The following is a 20,677-nucleotide window of genomic DNA, read 5'->3' as shown; positions in this document are numbered from 1 at the left end:
CACCACCGCAGGCTCGAACGGCATGGCGGCGGCCACCATTGAGCCCCCGTCGGCGCGCCGCGCCGATCATCGGACGGGCACCGCCCGCGCCTCCCACACCCGGGGACCTCGCCCGGGTACCGTTCACCGGGTCATGCCCACGATCACCGACATGCCGGATCCGACGCCGCGCCGCACGGTTCTGAGCACCATCATCCTTTCGTCGCCGTTCCTGCTGATCGCCCTGGCGGCGGCCGCCGACACCGAGACCCCCGCCGGCCAGCGCTACGACCGCTTCGTGGTGGCAGCCCCCGCGCTCGCCGCCGCCAGCTGGGGCCCGGTCGGGACGCTGCTGATCGGCGCCCTCGCGATGCTGACGGAAGTGGTGCTGGCCCTGATCCGGGAGGGCCAGGTCGGCGCGTCCGCCGGCTCGGTGATCGCCGCCACCCTCACCGTCACCTTCGCGGCCGCCTACACCGCCGCCCAGCGGGTGCGCCGCGAACACGACCTGGCGCTGGTCCGCTCGGTCGCGCAGACCGCCCAGCAGGTGGTGCTGCGCCCGCTGCCGGACCGCATCAACGGCGTCGACCTCGCGCTCTACTACCGGGCCGCCGCCGAACAGGCGCAGATCGGCGGCGACCTGTACGAGGCCGTGCGGACCCCGTTCGGGGTGCGGATCATCCTCGGCGACGTCCAGGGCAAGGGCCTGCCGGCGGTCGAGATGGCGGCGGCGCTGCTCGGCTCGTTCCGCGAGGCCGCGTACGACTGCAAGGACCTGCCGGCGCTCGCCAGCCGCCTGGAGACCGGCCTGCAACGGTACGCCGAGCGGGCCAGCTCGCGGGACGCCGCCGAACGCTTCGCCACCGCCGTCCTGTTGGAGATCCCCGACGACCGCCCCGAGGCCCACCTGCTCAACTGCGGCCACCCGTCGCCCGTCCTGATCCAGCCCGACGGCGTGCGCCTGCTGGAGCCGGACACCCCGCTGCCGCCGCTCAACCTGTCCGCGCTGGTCGCCTCCGACTACCGCGCCACCACCGTCCCGTTCGGCCCCGGCGACCGGGTGCTGCTGTACACCGACGGTGTCTCCGAGACCCGCGACCGCGACGGCGAGTTCTACCCGCTCGCCGAGCGCCTCTCCCGTTGGACCGCCGAACCCTCCGTCGAACTCCTCGACAGCCTCCGCCGCGACCTGCGCCGCTACGCGGGCGGCCCCGCCGACGACGACGTCGCCGCCCTCCTCGCCGCCCGCCACACCCCGAAGGGCGGCCCCACCTCGAACTGACGGACGGTAACCTCGGGGGCCGCCGCCCGTCGACGAAGGAGCCCCCGGTGCCCGAGGACCGTGCCGTACCCCCGCTGCGGATCACCGTGTTCGGGGCGGGCAGCATCGGCTGCCGCCTCGGCGGGGCGCTGGCCGCCGTCGCCGACGTGACCCTCGTCGGCCGCCCCGCCGCGATGGCCGAACTCGACCGCGCCGGCCTGACGTTGACCGGCCCCGGCGACCGCCGCCTGCACACCCGGCCCGCCACGGCGACGGACGCCTCGGCCGCCGCCGGCGCCGACTACGTCCTGGTCACCGTCAAGTCCGCCGACACCGCTGCCGCGGCCCGCGCCCTCGCCCCGCACCTGGACGCCCGCACCACCGTCATCAGCTTCCAGAACGGCCTCCACAACGCCCGCCTGCTCGCCGACGCCCTCCCCGCCCACCGCGTCCTGGCCGGCATGGTCCCCTACAACGTCGTCCGCACCGCCCCCGCCGCCTTCCACCAGGGCACCCAGGGCCACCTGATGCTCGCCCGCACCCCCACCCCGCCGACATCCCCCGCCGACCGGCCGCCCGCAGGGCAGAACCCCGCCTCCCCCGGGCAGACCGCCCCCACGACGCAGCCCCCCGCCGCATTGCACTTCCTCCCCACGCACCAGCCGCCCGCAGGGCAGTCCCCCACCTCCCCCGAACACGCCCCGTCCGCCGGGCAGTTCGCCTCGCGGTTCGCCGAGGCCGCTCGGGCCGCCGGTCTGCCGGTGGAATTGCGCGACGACATGCCGCAGGTGCAGGCGGCCAAGCTGGTGATGAACCTGAACAACGCGGTGAACGCCCTGTCCGGCCGCCCGCTGCGCGAACAACTCGGCAGCCGCCCCTACCGGTTGGTGCTGGCCCGCTGTCAGCGCGAGGGCCTGGCCGCACTGCGGGCGGCGGGTCTCCGCCCGGCCCGTCTCTCCCCCGTGCCGGCGGGGTGGATGCCCGCTGTCCTGCGCCTGCCGGACGCGCTCTTCCGCCGGCTCGCGGCGGCCAGTCTGCGGGTCGACGCCCGGGCCCGGTCCTCGATGTGGGAGGACCTTCAGCGTGGCCGCCGCACCGAGATCGACTCCCTCCAGGGCGAGATCCTGGCCCTCGCGGAACGCCACCGCCTGCCCGCGCCCGCCAACCGCCGCCTGCTGGAACTGGTCCGGGCCGCCGAGTCGTCCCCGACCCCGCCGTCCTGGTCCGGCCCGGACCTGCTGGCCGCCCTCGACGCTCAGGAGGGCTGACCGCCCGGATTCTCGACCCGCACGTTGTTGGTGCCCACCCGGCCGATCTGCAGCGCGATGCCGTGCACGTCGGCGCTGATCTCGTTGTGGATGGTGGTCACCTCGATCCGCGGCCCGCCGCCCTGCGGGGCGATCTCGTCGAGCAGGGCGCGCAGTTCGGCGACGGCCGTCGGGTCCTCGCGCAGCACGGTGAGCAGGCGCTGTTCCCAGTCCTGCCGGACGTTCTCGCGGACCTCGGGCAGCCCGTTCTCCTCGGCGTCCAGCACCTCGGCGTAGGCGAGTTCGATCCGCGCGGCCTCCACCCGGCTCTCCCGCCCACGGGTGAGCAGCCGTCCGACCCGGTCCCGCACCTGCCCCCACAGGTCGGTGGCCACCGCGCCGACCAGCGCCGTCGCCCCCGAGGCCGCCAGCTCGGCCAGTTCGGTCCCCACCATGTCCGCCGCCACCCCTCGTCGTTCCTGCTCTACCGCCCTTAGCCTAGTGACCCGAACCGTCAACCTGCCCACTTCTCCCGGAAGCTGACGCCATGACCACCCGATGGACCACCCACGGCGTCGAGCTCCTCCCCACCACCGTCCGCAAGCATTTCCGCCCGGACGCGGACGGCGATCCGTCCCGCGAGTGGCGGGCCCTCACCCTCCTCGACCGGCACGCCCCGGGCCTCGCCCCGCGTCCCCTCTCGCTCGCCGCCCGCACCGTCACCATGACCAGACTCCCCGGCGTACCCCTGCGCGGCACCGACCTCACCCCCACGCACCTCGACGCCCTGGCCCACGCCACCGACCGCCTCCTGCACGCCGTCCCGTCCGACGTCGCCGCCCGACTCCCCGCACGACGCTGGGACGTCGCCGCTTCGGTGGCCGCGATCCGCCACCGCACGCGGCACGCCTCGGCCCCGGCGCTCACCGCCGGCCTGCGCTGGCTGGCGGACGCGGAGTTCGAGCTGCTGGCGGGCAGCGCGGCGGCGGTGCCGGTGCTCGGACAGGCGGACGGCAACCTCGCCAACTTCCTCTGGGACGGCGCCGGGGTACGGCTGGTCGACTTCGAGGACTCCGGGCGCAGCGACCGCCCCTACGAACTCGCCGAGCTGGTCGAGCACATCTCCACCTGGGTCGACACCGACCTCGACGCCCCGGCCTTCCTCGCCCGTTTCACCCTCTCCCCCGCCGACGACGCCCGTCTCCTCCAGTGCCGCCGCCTGTTCGCCCTTCTCTGGCTGGTCTTCCTCACCGCCGACCCGGCCACCGAGGCCCGCAACCCGCCGGGCACCGCCGCCCGCCAGGCCGCCCGCCTGCTCGCGCTCCTCGACCGCTGAGACGCCGAACACCGACCGGTCTCTCAGCCCGCCGTGCCCGGTTACTGAAGCGTCTTCTTCAGCACCGTCGAACTGTGGCGAACCGTCATCCCCGCCTTCAGGTACAGGTCCAGCGCCCCGGTCGCCGAGTGCGTCCACAGTGTGCAGCTGCGCAGGCCCGCGGCGCGGCAGGCGTGGAAGGTGTGGCGGAGCAGGTGGCGGGCGATGCCGCGGTGGCGGTGGCCGGCGTGGACGGCGACGTTCTCCACGTAGCCCTCGCCGGTGGCGGGAAGGTCGAGGGACAGGGCCGCGCCCACGAGGTGGCCGTCGGCGAAGGCGAGGGGTGAGCGTTCGGCGGCGAAGCTGTCGCGGCGCACGGTGTGGGCGGCCCATTCGTCGAAGTCCCTGCGGCGCTGCTGCCATTCGTCGAACGCGTCCTCGACGAGCCGGTGCGCGGCCCGTTCGTCGGCGGCGTCGCCCGCGCGGAAGGGTCGTACGGTGATGCCCTCGGGCGCCGGCGGCAGCGCCTCGGGCAGGTCGTCGAGGTCGATGGCGAGCAGCCAACTGGTCGCGTCGGCGCGGAATCCGCGGGCGCGGAGCAGCGCGGTGGCGGCGGTGTCGCGGTCCGGGACGATCTGGGCGAGTTCCGCGGTGCCGCGTTCGCGGGCGCGTTCCTCGATCCACCGCAGCATGGCGGCGCCGATCCCGCGCCCGCGGTGTGCGGGGTGCACGTCGGCGTCGGTGCGCCGGTCCGTCCAGGCCCAGGCCGCGAGTTCGCCGTCGGGCGCGTGCACCAGCAGGGTGTCGGTGACGGGATCGATCCCGGGCCGGGCGAGGACGGTCGCGATCGCGCCGCTGTCGCTCACCGCGGTGCCGCCGAGAGCGCGTTCGCATGCGTTGACCAGCTGCTGGACCGCGAGCAGATCGGTCGCCGGCTCGATCGGCCGCGCGGTCCACCCTTCGGGAAGTACTGCCTGCGCCATCGGGTGATCACCTTTCTCGGAATTGACGGTCCGTCATATTCCGTGCACCAGCGCGGGCAGCTCCCGCATGTCGGAGCACAGGACAGTACCGTCCCCGGCGAGCGCCTCCGCCCCGGTCGGCCCGCCGGTGTAGCCGAAGCACCGCATGCCTGCGGCCCGCGCGGCCCGGGTGCCGGGCCCGCTGTCCTCCACGACGGCGCACGCCTCGGGCGGGTAGCCCATCCGCTGTGCGGCGTGCAGGAACAGGTCGGGCGCGGGCTTCCCCCGGGCGACCTCGCTCGCGCTGTAGATCCGTCCCTCGAAGTGTTCGTACAGGCCGGTCCGGCCGAGCGTGTGCCGCATCTTGGCGTGGCTGCCGCTGGAGGCCACGCAGGACGGCAGTCCGAGCCCGGCCAGTGCCTCCACGATGCCGTCGACCGGGGCCAGTTCCGCGTCGACGAGCTCCCGGTGGCGCTGCTCGAACCGCTGCTCCCACTCGGCGGCGGCCTCCGCGCCCAGCCGTTCGGCGACCACCTGCCAGCCGGCGGCGTGCGACCGCCCGATGAAGTGCCGGACGACCTCGGCCTCGCTGAGCGGCCATCCGAGTCGGGCGCCGACCTCCCGCTGCACGCGCACCGCGATCCGCTCGCTGTCCACCAGGACGCCGTCGCAGTCGAAGATCACCAGCTCGACCGGGCTGTTCGATTCGATCATCCGCTCAGCATATTGCGCGGGTTCGAACGGCCTTCCCCGCCACGGAAATTGAGTTGCCGCCGCCCGGAGCATCGATCACCATCGCCGCATGGACTTTTAGTGGATGCCACGCAGTATCAGCAGCTCTGTCGCGCGACCGCCCTCGCCGCCCCCTGCCGGGCCCCGGGGCGATGACTCGCGCCCTCGTGTGCACCCGCCGAACCGCGGGGGCCCGGTCCGGCCTGCGCGCCGGCCGCTGAGCGCCCCTGCCGAGTCCTGAAAGCAAGTCAACCTTCATGCATACCGATCGCAAGGCCCTGTGGGCCGTGCGCCAGTCCGCCCTGCCCGCCGTCGTCCGTCCGTGCCCGGACTGCCCCGGCACCCGGCACCGCCCTTCGGGAAAGATCCGGGTCAACGCGAGCGGCAAACTCCTCGACGTGTGGCTGCTGTTGAGCTGTGTCAACTGCGACCGCACCTCGAAGGCGCCCGTCCACGAACGCGTGCACGTCTCCACGCTGGAGCCGTCCCGCCTGGTGTCGTACGAGAACAACGACCCGGCCGTGGTGCGGGAACTGACCATCAGTGCCTCGCTCGCCGCCAGGAACAACTACCGCCTGGACTGGGACGGCACCTGGGAGTTGGACGTCCGCACGCCGCTGTACGCGCTCGACTCCGTCGTGCCGCTGCGGATACGGGTCGCCTTCGACCTGCCCGCGCCGGTCCGGGTGGAGCGGCTGCTGATGCTCGGGCTCGGCCTCAGCCGGCCCCGGGTGCGGCGGATGCTCGCCCACGGCCTGGTGCTGCTGCCGCCGGGCCTGGGCGCCAAGGCGCACCGGGACTTCGAGTTCACCCTCCACCGTCCCGCCACACCGCCGTCCGTCTCCGCCGCCGACGTGCCGGCCCCCGCCCGGTGGCCGCACGCGGAGCCCCTCGGGGCGTAACGTCACAGCCTCCCGGGGCGGCGTCGACACCCGCCCCGGGAGGCCGTGCCTCCCGCATCTCAGCCGAGCGTCAGCCAGGTGATCCCGGCGCGCTTCACCTCGGCCTGCTCGGCCTCGTCCAGCTCGGCCCGCCCGGTCGCCTTGCGCAGCAGCGTCGCCCGGTCCCAGCCGAGCGCCGCCCGCACCGACGCACCGTCGGCCGCCGTCAGCAGCAGGGCTTCCAGCACGTCGGAGGCCTGGTCCGTCAGCCAGGCCGGCCGCCCGAGCGCATCGGCCAGGTCGAGCCCGTGCACGACGAGTTCCACCACCCGGGTGATCATGAACTCGGTGAGCAGCATGGGGTCGCCGTGCCGGGTGCGCACCACCCGCGTCCCGGCCTCCGTCCCGAAGCTGGCCGCGACCTCCCGCCAGGTCCGCCCGAACTCGCCGACGGGATCGGCGCCTTCGCCGGCCGTGCCCCGGGCGAGCGCGATCCGTGCGCTGTTGGCGGCGGCGTCGAACCGCTCGTCAGGACGGTAGTACCCGACGGCGTCGACCTCGGCCCGCTCGGGTTCGGGCGCGGCCAGCATCGCCTCCACCCGCCCGACCGCGACCCGCACGTGCGACAGCAGTTCCACCGCCGTCCACGGCTCGCACCGGGTGGCCCGCGCCCACTCCCCGTCCGTCAGGCCGGCGATCGCCGCCCCGAGCGCCTCGGCCTCGGCCCGGAACGCCTGCTCCACAAGTTCCTTCTGCATGCCGACGCACGCTACCCGCGCCCCGCCGCGCGTCCGACACCGGCCGTCCGGCACCGCCCGTCGCCCGCCGCCCGTCCGGCAGCGCGTGGTGCGGGGTGCGGGTCAGCTGCGGCTCGGCGTCCGGATGGCCAGTACCGCCATGTCGTCGTGGCCGTCGCCGGGGTGCTGGTCGGCGAGGATGCGCACCAGTTCGTCGAGCGGCCGGTCGGCGTGCGCGGCGGTGAGCCGGGCGAGCGCGTCGAGGCCCTCGTCGATGTCCCGGTCGGGGCGTTCGACCAGGCCGTCGGTGAAGAACACCACGGTGGCGCCGCTCGGCAGCGGATCGGTGTGGTCGGGCCGGGGCACGGCGGGATCGACGCCGATCGGGATGCCGGGCTCGCCCTCCAGGTACCAGGTCCGCCCGTCCGGGCCGAGGACCAGCGGCGGCGGGTGCCCGGCGGTGCTCCAGTGCACCGTCCAGCCCGGGCCGGCGGCGGGCTCGATCCGGGCCAGGCACGCGGTGGTGACCGGCAGGTCGGTGATGTCCTCCACGGTGCGGTCGAGTTGGGTCAGCACCGAACTGGGCGGGCTGCGACGGTCGTACAGCAGCGCGCGCAGCATGTTCCGGGCCTGCGCCATCGCGGCCGCGGCGTGCAGGTCGTGGCCGACCACGTCGCCGATGACGGCGGCGCACGCCCGGTCCGGGAGGATGACGGCGTCGTACCAGTCGCCGCCGACGCCCGCCGGCTCGGCGGCGGTCCGGTACACGGCGGCCCCTTCGAACGGGGCCAGGTCGGGCAGCGTCGGCAGCAGCAGCCGCTGGAACTGCGCGGCGCTGTCCCGCATGTAGCCGAACAGCCGGGCGTTCTCGATCGCGATGCCGGCCGCGCCCGCGAGCGCCCGCACCACCTCCTCGTCCGCCGGGTCGAACGGCCGCCCGTCGCGGCGCTCCGACAGGTACAGGTCGCCGTAGATCTCGCCCCGGACGGTGATCGCCACGCCCAGCAACGTCCGCATCGGCGGGTGGCCCGGCGGGAACCCCACCGACGACGGGTGCGCGCCGATGTCCGCAACCCGCAGCGGCTCCGGATGCCGGATCAGGTGCCCCAACACCCCGCGTCCGCTCGGAAAGTCGATCCCCGCCAGCGCCGCCCGTTCCTCCTGCGACAGCCCCGCCGTGACGAACTCCTGCAGCCGGTCCCCCGACGGCGCCAGGATCCCGAGCGCGCCGTACCGCGCCCCGGCCAGTTCCATCGCCGTCGTCACGATCCGGTGCAGCACCACCGGCAGATCCAGGTCGCCGCCGATCGCCAGCACCGCCGACAGCAACCCCTGCAGCCTGTCCCGCGCGGCCGCCAGCGCATGCAGCTGCGCCGCGATGTCGTCCACCTGCTCCCCCGCCACCGGCACCTGCTCCGACATCGGCGTCACCTCGCTCACCGCCCCCACGGTACGCACCCCGCCACCCTCCACCCCGGCCAACACGCGCTGCGCCCCCGCACCGCGCCGCCGTCGACGCCGCCCTCACCAGAGGCCTCACCAAAGCCCTCACCGAGCGCCTCGGCGGTATGAGGTCGGTCCTGTGCTGACGGTCGTACGGGCGCCGGGTATGAGCAGTGAGGACGAGATGGCCGCCTGCTTCTCGGGCGGCGAGCTGTCCAGTCGGAGGTTCGGTCACCACCTCCCGTCCCACCTGGCGGCAGCCGTGCAGACCGAGCAGTTGCTGACGCATCCGGACCTCTCCGACCCGGGAGCGAACCTCGCACGGTGCGCTCTGCCGATCCCGCAGGACTGCCGGGCCGGGTGGACGCCGAGCTGCCGGAGCGTGCCGGCACCGGGCATGACGGTGTAGTCGATGCCGCCGACTGCCACGGGTGCCCGACCGACGTGCACACCGCCAGGCAGTCGATCTCGCCCGCCTCGACGCGGCGGATCTGGCGGACGAGCTCGCGCACGTGCTTGGGGGAGCCCGCCCAGCCGCAGGACGGCACGTCCGCCTCGGTGAGGCCGCGCACCGACAGGTGCAGCCTGATCTCGGTCATCGGCGCATCCGTTCGACTCCGACAGCGACCGACCGTCTCCCATTGCAGCAAGCCGGTCCCCGTGCCGTCCAAGGGGTTTCGGGCCGGCCCTGACGTCCGCCGGAGGGGTTTGCGCTCGCGACTGGAGCCGGGCGTCGGCCTCGGGTCGGGGCGTCCGGGGGCAGCACGGCCAGGTCAAACACGTCCGCCATCATGAACGTCGCACCCGATCAATTCGGTTGAACGGCCGACCCACCGTCCGAGACAGTGGCGTGCACCCGAACCGAGCTGGTCCCGGAGTGCGCAGCGCCCTCTCGACCCAGGAGACAGCATGACCGCGGTCCGACCCGAGCCCATCCCCACCGAGCGGCTGATCCTGCTGCCCCTACAGGTCTCGCACGCCGACGAGATGGCCGCCGTGCTGTCCGATCCCACGCTGCACGCCTTCATCGGCGGCGCCCCCGACACCGCCGACGCCCTCCGCGCCCGCTACGAACGCTGGTCGGCCGGCTCCCCCGACCCCGCCGAGTCCTGGTGCAACTGGGTGATCCGGCTCCGCAACGACGACTGCCTGGTGGGCACCGTCCAGGCGACGGTCACCGCCGACGACCGCGGGGCCACCGCCGAGATCTCCTGGGTGGTGGGCACCTCCTGGCAGCGCCGCGGCATCGCCACCGAGGCGGCCCGCGGCCTCGTCGACTGGCTCCGGCAGCTCCCGGTGCACGCGGTCGTCGCCCACATCGACCCCGACCACCGGGCGTCCGCAGCCGTCGCCACCGCCGCCGGCCTCACCGCCACCGACCAGTGGCACGACGGGGAGATCCGGTGGCACCTGACCACCGGCTGACCCTGCCCCTCGACGACGACCGCTTCGTCCGTGCCCACTGCCGCGACTTCCTCCACGCGCTCACCACGAGTCGGCGCAGCGAGGTACTTCAGGCCGTCGACATCCGCGTCCGGGAACGGCTGCCGGCACCCGAGCGGGAGCTCCTCGGGTACGACGCCGCGCGCTGAAGGCCAGTCAACTCCGACCCGATCGAACGCAGTTGCGGCAGACCCCCCGTGACGGTGATGTCGGAAAGCTGCCAGCCCCCGTCCACCGGTCCTGCTGAACTGGCCGGACTTCACCAAGCCCGGCACAGGACGGACTTCATGACCTCGACCACCACCGCCTCGCACCCCGGCGCGGCCGACCGCCGCCCGGCCCGATCTCCCGCGCGGCAGTGGCTGCCGGTGTGGGCGGTCATGCTGGGGATCTTCTCGATCGTCACGACCGAGATCCTGCCGATCGGCCTGCTCACCACGATCGGCGCCGACTTCGCCGTCTCCGACGGGATGGCGGGGCTGATGATGACGATGCCCGGGATCCTCGCGGCGGTCTCGGCGCCGCTGGTCACCCCGGCCACCGCGCGCTTCGACCGCCGGGCGATGCTGTGCGCGTTCATGGCGCTGCTGGCGCTGGCGAACGGCCTGGCGGCGGTGGCGCCGGTCTTCTGGCTGGTACTGGTGTCGCGCGCGATGGTGGGTGTGACGATCGGCGGCTTCTGGTCGATCGGGGCCGGTCTCGCCGGGCGGCTGGTGCCTGCGCACGCGGTCGGACGGGCCGTCTCGGTGATCTTCTCCGCCGTCCCGCTGGGGTCCGTGCTCGGGGTTCCCGTCGGAACGTTCATCGGCAGTGCGGCGGGTTGGCGGACGGCGTTCGCCGTCATGGGCGCGCTGGCGCTCGGCGTGTTCGTCCTCCTCCTGCTGGCCGTGCCGCCGCTGCCGCCGACCGAGGTCACCCGGCTGAGCGTGCTGGGCGGACTGTGCGGCCGGCTGAACGTCCGCTTCGCCCTGCTGCTGACCTTCCTCGTCGTACTGGCCCACTTCGGGGCCTACACCTACGTGACCCCGTTCCTCGAACAGGTGACGCGGGTGGGCCCGAGGGCGATCACCGCGTTCCTGCTGCTCTACGGAGTGGCGGGCGTCCTCGGCAACTTCCTCGGCAGCGCGCTGATCGCCCGCCGCCCGCGGGCCGGTTTCGGTGCGGCGGCCGCCCTGCTCGGCGCTGCCGCGCTCCTCCTGCCGGTCCTGGGCCACTCGCCGGCCGGGGCGCTGGCGCTGCTGTTCGTCTGGGGCGTCGCCTACGGCGCCGTCCCGGTCTCTTCCCAGACCTGGTTCGCCAAGGCGGCGCCGGACGCGCCCGAGGCGGCGTCGGTGCTGTTCACGGCCTCGTTCCAGGCGACGATCTCGCTCGGCGCGCTGGTCGGCGGAGGCGTCGTGGACCTCACCTCGCCCGCCGCGGTCATGACCTTCGGCGGCGTCACGGCCGGACTCGCCGTCCTGGCCGTGTGCGCCCACTTCGTCCGCGGTCTCAGCTGGCCGCCCGCGCCCTGAGGGCGGGTCAGCGGTCCCAGGAGCGCGGCCGCTCCATGGCCTCCCACTCCGGGCGGAGCAGGGAGAGCACCGCGAGGTCGAGCCGTCGCCCCCGGTGGATGCACGCGGAGCGCTTGACGCCCTCGTGCGTGAAGCCGGCCCCGGCGAGCGCGGCGAGCGCCGGGGCGTTGGTGGTGTGCGGTTCCGCGTCCAGGCGGTACAGCGGGAGTTCGCCGAACGCGAAGTCGACCGCGGCGTCGACGGCGGCCCGCGCGTAGCCGCGGCCGCGGTGCTCGGGGTCCACGAGGAACCGGATGCGGGCGGTGCCGTCGGCCATGCTCTGATCGCCCAGGAACACCGCACCCACCGGGGTGCCGTCCTCCCGCAGGACGAGGAAGTTGTCCTGGTTGGTGTCCTCGATGTCGCGCTCGATCCGCTCGCGCATCGCCGACAGCGGCGTCGGCCAGTTCCCCCACTCGTAGGCCACCGACGGCTCGTTCCACCAGGCGTGCAGCAACTCGGCGTCGTCCACGTCGATCGGCGCGAGGGTGATGGCGGGCAGGGCATTCGTCCTGGTCATGCGCAGATGGTAGGCCACCCCCTCCCGTTGATCACCCGGTTTTCCGCCCGCCGTCACGGCAGCACGAAGCGCCACATGTCGCGCGGTTCGCCGGCGACCTCCTGGTACGCGGGCACCAGCGTCTCGCGCCGGTAGCCGGCCTTCTCGGCGGTGCGCAGCGAGCCGGCGTTCCACGGCTCCACGAACAACTCGACGCGCGGAAGCGCCAGTTCGCCGAGCGCCCACGCCGTGACGGCGTTCAGCCCGGCGAGCGCGACGCCCCGGCCCCGCGCGCCGGCCGCCACCCAGTAGCCGGCGGTGGCGAAGCCGCGCAGCGGCAGTTCGCCGACCCACAGCCCGACGTTGCCGACGGCCCGCCCGTCGGGCGCCTCGATGACGAACGGGTAGCCCGTCCCGATCTCGGTGCGCATCCACTGCCGCCGCACGAACGCGTCCGCCTCCGCGTCCGAGTAGGGCGCGGGCACGGTGGTGATCAGCGGGATGTACGGGTCGACGGAGGCCTCCCGCAGCAGTTCCCGGTCCGTCAACTCCCAGCGGCGCAGCCGGAATCCGTTCTCCGCCGTGATCTCCGGCATCACCCTGGGCAGCATCTCCACCGGCCCATCCTGTCCCACCCGCCGCACCGGCAGCCAATCGGTTTCGCGACCGTCCGACGGCCCGGAGGCTCCGGGCGTGTCGCTACGGTCGGGCGGACAGGTCCGGGTACGGCCGGAACTGGAGCTGGAGCGGCGGAGCCATGTCGCCGAACGACTCGAAGAACGCGCTCGGCCGTCGCACCTCTCCCGCCGCGCAGGCCCGAACGCCCGAGTGCGACGCGGTGAGCCAGGGGCGCGTGTCCCCGCCGAGGTCGCCGATGGCGCGCGCCGCCGAGGCCCTCGCCCTCGTCCCGGACGTGCCGACCCAGCGGGCGGAGTACCGACGCCGCTGGGGCCGCTGACCCACACCCGCCGAACCGACCTGTCAGCTTTTCGCATGACAGATCGTCAGATCGGCGTAGGGTGCGAAGGAACCACCACGCACCACGCCTCAGGGGGCATCACCATGACCGATTCGCCGCTGCTCGACGTCCTGGCCCGCTTCCGCCGGGCCATGCTCGCCATGGACGCCGACGCGCTCGCCGATCTCTACGCGCCGGACGCCGTCCATGAGTTCCCGTTCCGCTCCCCGAGCTTTCCGGCGCGCTACGAGGGGCAGGACGCGATCCGGGCGGGTTACGGGGCCGCGTGGTCGGCGACTCCCGCCCGGCCGACGGAGATCGAGGAGACCGGCCTGCACCACTCGACCGACCCGGAGGTGCTCGTCGTCGAGCAGACCGTGCGCGGCGAAATCGCGGGCAGGGACGGCGAGTTCGCCATCCCGGGGCTGCTGGTGCTCCGGGTCCGCGACGGCCTGATCGTCCACGCCCGCGACTACATGGACGCCCTCGCCGTGTCCGGCGGGCTCCACGACCGCACCGAGTGAGCCCTGCGGGCGGCCGCGACGCATGAGCACGCCCGGGCCCGCAGCGCACGGGCACGCCCGGGCCCGCGGCGCAGCGACGTCGCCGGCCCGGCTCTCCGCGCAGCGGTCAGCGCAGCGCGGCGGACCCCGAACCCGTGCGAACGGCCCGCAAGGCCCGTTCGACCGTCTCCTCCTGCTCCCCGACGGGGGCCACGTACCCGACGACGCCCCGCGCGGCGTCCTCGCCCAGCGCCCGGGTGATGACCCAGGTGGCGAGGTACTGGGAGGCCAGGCAGCCGCCCGCCGTGGCGATGTTCCCCTCGGCGTGGAAGGGCGCGTCCAGCACGGTCACGCCGCGCGCCTCGACGAAGGGCCGGCTGGTGAGGTCGGTGCAGGCGGGCATGGAGTCGAGCAGCCCGAGCCGGGCGAGGACCAGCGAGCCCGAGCACTGTGCGCCGATCAACTGCCGTGCGGGGTCGAGCGGCAGCCGCGAGATCAGCCGGTCGTCGGCGACGACGTCCCGCGTCTTCACCCCGCTGCCGATCAGTACGACGTCCGCCTCGGTGACGAACTCCATCGGGCGCTGCCCGGTCACCTCCACGCCGTTCATGGAGGTGACCATCGGCGTCGGCGTGGTGAGGAACGCCTCCAGGCCGTCCTTGCGGCAGCGGTTGATCATCGCGGACGCGATGAAGCTGTCGAGTTCGTTGAACCCGTCGAAGGTGACCACGGCTACCTGCATCACAGACTCCTCCAGAGGACGCGCGAGGCCCCAGTCTCCCCGAAGGTCTCTCCGAAGCGCCGCCCAGGGAGGAGCGTCAGCCGACCGGCAGCCTGCGCAGGTTGCGGTCGAAGACGGTGAGCAGCAGGAACACTGCGGCGGCGGCCAGCATCACCAGCGCCAGCCGGTGCATCCCGGCCGTGCCGGCGTGCGTGCCGTACGCGGCGGCGGTCGCGGCGGCGGCGACCATCGAGCCGAGGTAGGCGAAGGTGCGCAGCAGTCCGGCGGAGGAGCCGGTGCGGGCGGGGTCGGCCTGCTGGAAGACGGCGTTCTGCAGGGCGAGTCCGTTGGCGCCCTGCGGGATGCCGAAGACGACGGCGAGCAGCAGCAGCGCCCACAGCGGGCTGTGCACGCCGAGGAGCAGCATCAGCGCGCAGGCGGCGACCTGGCCGATGCCGCCGATCAGCAGGGTGGCGCGGATGCCGCCGCGGCGGCCGGCGAGGACGGAGACCCCGATGCCGACCAGGAAGGTGGGGGCCTGGACGAGTCCGGCCTGCAGGGGTGTCAGGCCGAAGCCTTCCTCGGTCCACTGGGCGAAGCCGTACAGGAAGGCGTACGCGCCGATGTACGCGGCGAGCGCGCGGGCGTAGGTGAGCAGCAGCGGGGCGTTGCCGCCGAGCACCTTGAGGTCGATGAACGGTTCGGCGGCGCGGCGTTCCCGGACGGTGAAGGCGGCCGCGGCGGCGACGGCGGTCACCGGCAGGTACCAGCGGCCGGGGTGCGGGTTCATCAGGAACAGCAGCAGCGTCAGCAGCAGGACGGCGAACAGTGCCATGCCGGGCAGGTCGATGCGCTGCACCAGTGCGCCGCGGCGTCGCGCGGGGTCGGCGGGTTCCGTGCGGGGCAGGCGGAGCGCGCCGAGGACGACGGCGAGGACGGACAGCGGGACGTTCAGGGCGAAGGTGGCGCGCCAGCCGCCGAGGCTGGTGAGCAGGCCGCCGAGCAGTGGGCCGATCACGGCGACGGTCTGGTTGGCGACGGCGAGCAGGGTGAGGATGCCGGCGGGGCTGTCCTGTCCGGTGCGGCGGGACTCGGCGCGCAGCAGGGCCATCGCGGCGGGGTAGCCGGCGCAGGTGCCGAAGCCGAGGACGACCCGGGAGGCGATCAGTACCCCGAGGTTGGGGGCGAGGGCGCCGACGACGCCGGCCACGCCGACCAGGGTGGTCGCGGACAGGAACAGCCGGCGCGGCCCGAACAGGTCGATCAGTCGGCCGACCACGGGCTGTCCGAGCGCGGTGGCCAGGTACAGCGCGGACACCAGCCAGGCGGTCTGCGCGGGCGAGGCCCCGAGCGCGGCGCCGATCGGGACGAGCGCGACGGCGATGATCGTGGAGTTGATCGGGTTGAGGACGGATCCCAGCACCATCGGCGGGACGAGTCGCCGGTCGAGGGCCGGCGCCTGGACGGCGGCTTCGCCCCGCTCGGCGGTGCTGCGGCTGGTCATGGGCGGTCCCCCGGGGGTCGGTTCGGGCGTGCGCGTGCGGCGGCTTCCGCCGAAATCAGCACCCTCGGGCCCGGAGGAATCGGCACCCTCGGGTCCGGAAGAGCCTGCGTCGGGTCCGGAAGAGCCTGCGCCCTCAGTCGTGCCCGAGCCGCTCCAGGACGGCCATCGCCGCGATCACGGTCTGCCGTTCCGCCTCGGTGCACTTGGCCTGGAGTTCGGCGGCCAGCCATTCGCCGCGCGCCCGCCGCCCGTCCTCGGCGCGGCGGCGGCCCTCGTCGGTGAGGACGATCAGCATCCGGCGGCCGTCGTCGGGGTCGCGGCGGCGTTCGACCAGGCCCTGTGCGGTGAGGGCGGCGATGGTGGTGGCCATCGACTGGTGGCGCATGCCTTCGGCGACGGCGAGGTCGCTGGTGGTCAGGCCCTGGCCGTCGCTGTCCAGCAGCCGTCCCATCGCGGACGCCTGGGTGAGCGTCAGGTCGCCCGTTCCGGCGGCGGCCCGGATGCGACGGCGCAGTCGGCCGATCACCGATCGCACCTGCTGCGAGGCCTGCACGGCGGACGGCGTGGCCTCCCGGTCTTCACTCATGGGGTCAGCCTAGGTTCCCGGCGCCCGAATGTACAGTTTGCCTGTACATTCGGGCGCCGGGAACACCGGATTCCGTTTCACGCCCGCCGGGGACTCACGGGGCACACTTCGGCGCCCGGAAGCCGCCCATCTCCGCTTCGAGCAGCTCGGCCAGCCGCAGCGGGGTGCGGTCCTCGAACATCGGGCCGATCAACTGCACGCCCACCGGCAGGCCCTCGGGCGACGGCCCGGTCGGCACGGCGGTGGCGGGCAGGCCGGGCATGGTCGCCAGGCCGGCCCAGACCAGCTGGTCGAAGTACGGGTACCCGGTGCCGTCGATGTCGAGCACCCGCCGCAGCGGGTCGGGGTGGTGGTCGTGCGGGAACGCGGGCGTCGGTGTGATCGGGCACACCACGACGTCGTAGTCGGCGAACAGCTGCCGCCAGCCCTGCCGGTGGAGTTCGCGACGGGCGTTCACCGCCATCCAGTCGCCGTGGCCGATCACCATGCCGCGCAGCCGCGCCGCGTCCAGGCTCCGGTCGTCCGGGCTCAGCCGGGCGGCGCGGGCCCGCAGCTGTTCGAGCGGCGTCTCGATCGGGAAGTGCGCGGTGGAGCCGGAGAACAGCAGCTGCAGGTAGATCCCCGCGGCGTCGGCGAGGTCGGGCAGCAGCGGACTGTGCCGGTCGACCCGGGCGCCTGCGCGGTCGAGGGTGTCGGCCACCCGGTTCAGGCCCGCGCGGACGGCGGTGCCGGTCGGGATGAACGGGTGGTCCTCGACGACCAGGACCCGGAAGTCGGCCGTTCGCTCGTGGCGGGCGGGCGGCAGCGTCACCCGGTACGCCACGCCCCGGGTCAGCGGGTCCGGTTCGGCCATGATGTCGAGCAGCAGCGACAGGTCGCGGGCGGTGCGCGCCATCGGGCCGACGACGGCGAGGTCGTGCTCGGTCGGCAGGGCCGGCCCGGGCGGCGGGACCATGCCGCGGCTCGGCGTCAGTCCGAGGCTCGGCTTGTGCGCGTAGATCCCGCAGAAGTGCGCGGGGGTGCGCAGCGAGCCGCCGAGGTCGGAGCCGATGGACAGCGCGCCGAAGCCGGTCGCCAGCGCCGCCGCCGAGCCGCCGGAGGACCCGCCGGAGGTGCGGCCGCGGTCCCACGGGTTGTTGGTGGTGCCGTGGATCTCGTTGAAGGTCTGGATGTCCTGCAGCCCCAGGGGCACGTTGGTCTTGCCGAGCACCACCGCGCCCGCGCCCTTGAGCCGCGCCACCTGGAGCGCGTCCTCGGCCGGCCGGAAGTCCCGGTACGGGGGCATGCCCCAGCTCGTCGGCAGCCCGGCGACGTCGAAGCACTCCTTGACCGTCACCGGGACGCCGAGCAGCGGCCGGTCCTCGCCGCGGGCGCGGGCCTCGTCGGCGCTGCGTGCGGCGGCCCGCGCCCGGTCGAAGTCCGGCAGGCAGATCGCGTTGATCGGCTTGTCGTCCCGCTCGATGGCGGCGATCGCCGCGTCGGTCAGTTCCGCCGACGTCACCTCACCCGCACGCAGAGCGGCGAGGAGCTGTTCGGCCGATTGAAAGTTCCACTCCATGAATCCGACCGTACTGACCCCTCGACGAGGGCACGAAAAACTGATTCGCACAACGAGGAAAGAGCCCGAGTATCCGCCAATTCGGCACCCGGAGGCGGAAGTTCACTCCGCCCCGGGGTGCCTTCAGGCCAGTTCCAGTCCGTAGTCCGCCAGCCAGCCGCGCACCTGGGAGCGTTCGGCGTGGGCCAGCGAGCCGCCGGTGAAGCGCGGGTCGTCGGTGACCTCGGCCAGGCAGCCCGCCGGGGGCACGAAGGTTTCTGCGTCCTCCGTGGTCTCGAACTCGGCCTCCGCCAGCACCAGTCCGAGCAGCCGGCCGTCGAAGACGTCGATGCCCAGCGGCGGGACGCTCAACCGGGTCTTGGTCAACTCCCGCCCGGGCAGCGCGTCCAGCAGCAGCGAGTACTCCTCGCCGGACAGGTACATGTTGGTGATCAGGCCCTGCACGGCGCCGGTGGTGCCGGGCGGCGCCGGGGTCTTCTGGGTCAGTTTGTGGGCGCACTCCCCGGTGTCGATCCGTTCGACGTGGCGCAGCCGCAGCCGGGTGCCGTCCACGTACCGGTCGGTGATCAGCCGGGCGCAGGTGACCGCGCCGGGCGCAGGGACCCGGGCGAGCAGGAAACGCCGCTCCCGCTCGACCCGCGCGTACCTGCTCCCGCCTGCCGAGCCCGCCCCCGAGCCCGCCCCCGAGCCCGCTCCCGTACCGGGCGCCGTGGCGTGCGATGCGCCGCCGTGCCGCCCGTCGATGTCCTGCGCCCCCATGCCGTGTCTCCCCGTTGCGCGTCGTGCCGCCGCGCCCGCGTCGCCGGTGGCGGCACGATGCGCGGTCTCCCCGTCGGCCGCCCGGTCCCGGGCCCCCGTCCCGCCGGGGGCGGCCGGGCCCAGCGTAATGCGCGAACCGTCCCGGGGCGGGCAGATGTTCCCCATCTACGCCGCTCGGACTACTGGTTGAGGGTCGGGAACAGGTCCAGGAACGGCTGCGTGGTGACCGACATGCCGCGCCCGAACGGGTCGTCGAAGTCCCAGATCAGGAACAGCAGGAAGCCGATCAGCGCGCTGAACGTGCCGGCCAGCACCAACTCCCGCCCGGAGCGCCGGATCTGGAGCGCGAACAGCATCCCGATGGTGACCACCGCGCCGATGATCAGCCCGAACCAGACCACCCCGGGCATGGTCGGACCGGTGTTGCCGCCACGGGAGTTGCGGGCCTCGTCGGCGGTGGCGATCCGGTCCATCATCGCCTGGTACGCCTGCGCCTCGATGTCGTTCTGCGGCGTGCGGGCCGCGACGTCGGTGCGCAGCTTGGCGAGCAGATCGGTGCCCTCGGGGGAGAGTTCCCCGTGGGTGCGCATGTGGTGCCATTCGGTGTCCACCACGAACGAGACGTAGGTGTCGACGTCCTTGGCCACCGTCGCCCGGTAGTCGGCGGGGAACACCTCGGCGCGGGCACTGACCTCGTGCAGGGCCTGCGCCTCGCGCTGCACGTCGTCCTGCGCGGACGACCGGGACTCCCAGACGCCGGCGATCGCCAGGCCCAGCACGATCGCGTACACGACGCCGATCATCATGGTGATGTACTCGATGACGTCGGGCGTCTCCGAGGTGTCCTCGTGGAGATCGGCCTTGCGGTGCCTCAGCAGCACGACCGCGACGACGACCAGGCACGCCCCGGCCATCACGATGGCGAGCGCCACCCATTCGGACATGACAGGTCCTCTCCTGTTGTTCGGATCAACAACTCGGCTGAATGAAACGAGACTTGACGATGCGTCAGGACCGGCCGCGCCGCCCGGCGGCGGCCCGGGACTTCCCGCTCGGACGCAGCGCGGCCGCGGCGATGACGGCGGGGACGGTGACCACCAGCATCCGGGTGGTGGTCGAACTGCCGTGGCGCTTGGGCGCCGTGGCGTGCAGCAGCGGGGGCGGCAGGTGGACGGACGCCTGCGGCGCGGGCCGACTCGGTGCGGGGCTCGGTGCGGGCGTCGGCGGCGCGGGGGTGGGCGGCGCGGGCGCGATCGGCGCGGCGCTGCGGGTGGGTGCGGGCTGCGGCTTCGGCGTGGGTGCCGGAGCGGGGGTCGGCGTCGGACTCGGGGTCGGCGTCGACTCGACTGTCGGGCTCGGCTTGGGAGTTGGCGAGGGCTTGGGGGTGGGCTTCGGAGTCGGGGTCGGCGTCGGACTCGGGTGGCAGTGGTGCCCGTCACCGTGCCCGCCGTGATCGCCGTGCCCGTCATGGTCGCCGTGGTCATCGCCCCCGCTGTGGCCGCCCCCGTGGCCCCCCTTGTCCCCCTGCGGTGCGAGCGCCCCCGGCCCTATCGACTGCGGGCGCAGCGGGAGTTGGACCTCCGCCCCGGCCTCGGCGTCCACCTCCACGTGGGCCCCGGCGGCGTCGACGGAGGTGTGCACGTGGACGCAGATCTCCAGCCACCGCCCGTCCTCCCCCTCCCCCGCCGTGGTGTCCGTCCGGGCGGTGGTCTGGGCGGCCCCGGTGAGCACCGCGCACACCACGACGACCCCGGCGAGTGCCCCGGCCGCCCGGACGGCGCGGCCTCGGCCGCGAGCAGGGCTGCGGGTGGGGCTGTGGGCTGGGCTTCGGGCTGGGCTTCGGGCTGGGCTTCGGGCTGGGCTTCGGGTGGGTAAGGTCTCCGCCGCATTCCCGCTGTTCGCGGGCGGCCGGTCGTTCCGCTGCATGGGCGTGGTCCAACCTTCCTGTGGCTGTGGACTGTGGCTGTGGACGAGCGAACTGGCTCCGCGTCGTGCCGGAGCGCAGTCGAGGGTGCATCGGAGGACCGGTGCCGTTCCGC

Annotated in this window: 24 protein-coding genes; 10 read left to right on the top strand and 14 right to left on the bottom strand. The window is 74.0% G+C overall.

From position 1 onward, the window contains the following. The first annotated feature begins 133 nt into the window (after positions 1 to 133). Both ACFV4P_RS23470 and ACFV4P_RS23465 read left to right on the top strand, forming a co-directional pair. Complete coding sequence (locus tag ACFV4P_RS23470; protein ID WP_380474042.1) at positions 134 to 1,261, top strand: PP2C family protein-serine/threonine phosphatase; 1,128 nt, start codon at positions 134 to 136, stop codon at positions 1,259 to 1,261. 47 nt (positions 1,262 to 1,308) lie between these two features. Further along, on the top strand, positions 1,309 to 2,508 hold the full coding sequence (locus ACFV4P_RS23465) for a 2-dehydropantoate 2-reductase (protein ID WP_380474039.1): 1,200 nt from the start codon (positions 1,309 to 1,311) through the stop codon (positions 2,506 to 2,508). Here the strand turns inward: ACFV4P_RS23465 and ACFV4P_RS23460 are convergent. Next, complete coding sequence (locus ACFV4P_RS23460; RefSeq protein ID WP_380474036.1) at positions 2,496 to 2,942, bottom strand: hypothetical protein; 447 nt, start codon at positions 2,940 to 2,942, stop codon at positions 2,496 to 2,498. The genes ACFV4P_RS23465 and ACFV4P_RS23460 overlap by 13 nt on opposite strands. A gap of 92 nt (positions 2,943 to 3,034) precedes the next feature. On the opposite strand from ACFV4P_RS23460, the gene ACFV4P_RS23455 reads away from it, so the two are divergent. Further along, entirely contained in the window at positions 3,035 to 3,823 is a 789-nt protein-coding gene (locus tag ACFV4P_RS23455; protein WP_380474034.1) for a phosphotransferase family protein, read from the top strand. A 41-nt stretch (positions 3,824 to 3,864) separates the two neighbouring features. Here ACFV4P_RS23455 and ACFV4P_RS23450 read toward each other — a convergent pair whose 3' ends face one another. Together ACFV4P_RS23450 and ACFV4P_RS23445 are read right to left on the bottom strand one after the other, a co-directional pair. Beyond that, the gene (locus tag ACFV4P_RS23450) at positions 3,865 to 4,785 is read right to left on the bottom strand and encodes a GNAT family N-acetyltransferase (protein ID WP_380474032.1); all 921 of its coding nucleotides are present in this window, start codon (positions 4,783 to 4,785) and stop codon (positions 3,865 to 3,867) included. A gap of 33 nt (positions 4,786 to 4,818) precedes the next feature. Next, positions 4,819 to 5,478 (bottom strand): HAD family hydrolase, encoded by a 660-nt coding sequence (locus ACFV4P_RS23445; RefSeq protein WP_380474031.1) that lies wholly within the window; start codon positions 5,476 to 5,478, stop codon positions 4,819 to 4,821. Positions 5,479 to 5,753: 275 nt separating this feature from the next. Between ACFV4P_RS23445 and ACFV4P_RS23440 the strand changes: the two genes are divergently transcribed. Further along, positions 5,754 to 6,398, top strand: a complete 645-nt coding sequence (locus ACFV4P_RS23440) for a DUF1062 domain-containing protein (protein WP_380474029.1) — start codon at positions 5,754 to 5,756, stop codon at positions 6,396 to 6,398. A gap of 59 nt (positions 6,399 to 6,457) precedes the next feature. Here ACFV4P_RS23440 and ACFV4P_RS23435 read toward each other — a convergent pair whose 3' ends face one another. Both ACFV4P_RS23435 and ACFV4P_RS23430 read right to left on the bottom strand, forming a co-directional pair. After that, entirely contained in the window at positions 6,458 to 7,135 is a 678-nt protein-coding gene (locus ACFV4P_RS23435; protein WP_380474027.1) for a maleylpyruvate isomerase N-terminal domain-containing protein, read from the bottom strand. A 102-nt stretch (positions 7,136 to 7,237) separates the two neighbouring features. Beyond that, positions 7,238 to 8,536, bottom strand: coding sequence for a PP2C family protein-serine/threonine phosphatase (locus tag ACFV4P_RS23430; protein WP_380474095.1), 1,299 nt, complete (start codon positions 8,534 to 8,536; stop codon positions 7,238 to 7,240). 187 nt (positions 8,537 to 8,723) lie between these two features. Here ACFV4P_RS23430 and ACFV4P_RS23425 point away from each other — a divergent pair, with 187 nt between their 5' ends. The 4 genes from ACFV4P_RS23425 (at position 8,724) to ACFV4P_RS23410 (ending at position 11,511) form a co-directional block, all read left to right on the top strand. Then, entirely contained in the window at positions 8,724 to 8,966 is a 243-nt protein-coding gene (locus ACFV4P_RS23425; protein ID WP_380474024.1) for a hypothetical protein, read from the top strand. 500 nt (positions 8,967 to 9,466) lie between these two features. Then, positions 9,467 to 9,982, top strand: coding sequence for a GNAT family N-acetyltransferase (locus tag ACFV4P_RS23420; protein WP_380474022.1), 516 nt, complete (start codon positions 9,467 to 9,469; stop codon positions 9,980 to 9,982). After that, entirely contained in the window at positions 9,961 to 10,149 is a 189-nt protein-coding gene (locus ACFV4P_RS23415; RefSeq protein ID WP_380474019.1) for a hypothetical protein, read from the top strand. Before ACFV4P_RS23420 ends, ACFV4P_RS23415 begins: the two co-directional genes overlap by 22 nt. Before the next feature lie 138 nt (positions 10,150 to 10,287). Further along, on the top strand, positions 10,288 to 11,511 hold the full coding sequence (locus ACFV4P_RS23410) for an MFS transporter (protein WP_380474017.1): 1,224 nt from the start codon (positions 10,288 to 10,290) through the stop codon (positions 11,509 to 11,511). Between the two features lie 7 nt (positions 11,512 to 11,518). Here the strand turns inward: ACFV4P_RS23410 and ACFV4P_RS23405 are convergent, their stop codons facing one another. Further along, on the bottom strand, positions 11,519 to 12,070 hold the full coding sequence (locus ACFV4P_RS23405; protein ID WP_380474014.1) for a GNAT family N-acetyltransferase: 552 nt from the start codon (positions 12,068 to 12,070) through the stop codon (positions 11,519 to 11,521). Between the two features lie 53 nt (positions 12,071 to 12,123). After that, on the bottom strand, positions 12,124 to 12,660 hold the full coding sequence (locus ACFV4P_RS23400; protein WP_380474093.1) for a GNAT family N-acetyltransferase: 537 nt from the start codon (positions 12,658 to 12,660) through the stop codon (positions 12,124 to 12,126). Between the two features lie 146 nt (positions 12,661 to 12,806). Between ACFV4P_RS23400 and ACFV4P_RS23395 the strand changes: the two genes are divergently transcribed. After that, complete coding sequence (locus tag ACFV4P_RS23395) at positions 12,807 to 13,007, top strand: hypothetical protein (protein WP_380474011.1); 201 nt, start codon at positions 12,807 to 12,809, stop codon at positions 13,005 to 13,007. Between the two features lie 104 nt (positions 13,008 to 13,111). Beyond that, on the top strand, positions 13,112 to 13,531 hold the full coding sequence (locus ACFV4P_RS23390) for a nuclear transport factor 2 family protein (protein WP_380474008.1): 420 nt from the start codon (positions 13,112 to 13,114) through the stop codon (positions 13,529 to 13,531). 106 nt (positions 13,532 to 13,637) lie between these two features. Here ACFV4P_RS23390 and ACFV4P_RS23385 read toward each other — a convergent pair whose 3' ends face one another. From ACFV4P_RS23385 to ACFV4P_RS23355, 7 genes are all read right to left on the bottom strand, one after another. Then, on the bottom strand, positions 13,638 to 14,252 hold the full coding sequence (locus ACFV4P_RS23385) for a DJ-1/PfpI family protein (protein WP_380474006.1): 615 nt from the start codon (positions 14,250 to 14,252) through the stop codon (positions 13,638 to 13,640). Positions 14,253 to 14,328: 76 nt separating this feature from the next. Further along, positions 14,329 to 15,735 (bottom strand): MFS transporter, encoded by a 1,407-nt coding sequence (locus ACFV4P_RS23380; RefSeq protein ID WP_380474003.1) that lies wholly within the window; start codon positions 15,733 to 15,735, stop codon positions 14,329 to 14,331. Positions 15,736 to 15,868: 133 nt separating this feature from the next. Continuing rightward, the gene (locus tag ACFV4P_RS23375; RefSeq protein ID WP_073818657.1) at positions 15,869 to 16,321 is read right to left on the bottom strand and encodes a MarR family transcriptional regulator; all 453 of its coding nucleotides are present in this window, start codon (positions 16,319 to 16,321) and stop codon (positions 15,869 to 15,871) included. 94 nt (positions 16,322 to 16,415) lie between these two features. Next, on the bottom strand, positions 16,416 to 17,879 hold the full coding sequence (locus ACFV4P_RS23370) for an amidase (protein ID WP_380474000.1): 1,464 nt from the start codon (positions 17,877 to 17,879) through the stop codon (positions 16,416 to 16,418). Positions 17,880 to 18,002: 123 nt separating this feature from the next. Beyond that, positions 18,003 to 18,638, bottom strand: a complete 636-nt coding sequence (locus ACFV4P_RS23365; protein WP_380473997.1) for a hypothetical protein — start codon at positions 18,636 to 18,638, stop codon at positions 18,003 to 18,005. Between the two features lie 179 nt (positions 18,639 to 18,817). After that, complete coding sequence (locus ACFV4P_RS23360; protein ID WP_380473995.1) at positions 18,818 to 19,582, bottom strand: hypothetical protein; 765 nt, start codon at positions 19,580 to 19,582, stop codon at positions 18,818 to 18,820. A 64-nt stretch (positions 19,583 to 19,646) separates the two neighbouring features. Further along, positions 19,647 to 20,369, bottom strand: a complete 723-nt coding sequence (locus ACFV4P_RS23355; protein ID WP_380473992.1) for a hypothetical protein — start codon at positions 20,367 to 20,369, stop codon at positions 19,647 to 19,649. Positions 20,370 to 20,677: the final 308 nt, after the last annotated feature.

The organism is Kitasatospora sp. NPDC059795 (genome assembly GCF_042732175.1).
Lineage (GTDB): Bacteria > Actinomycetota > Actinomycetes > Streptomycetales > Streptomycetaceae > Kitasatospora.
This window is presented reverse-complemented; position numbering and strand designations above follow the sequence as displayed.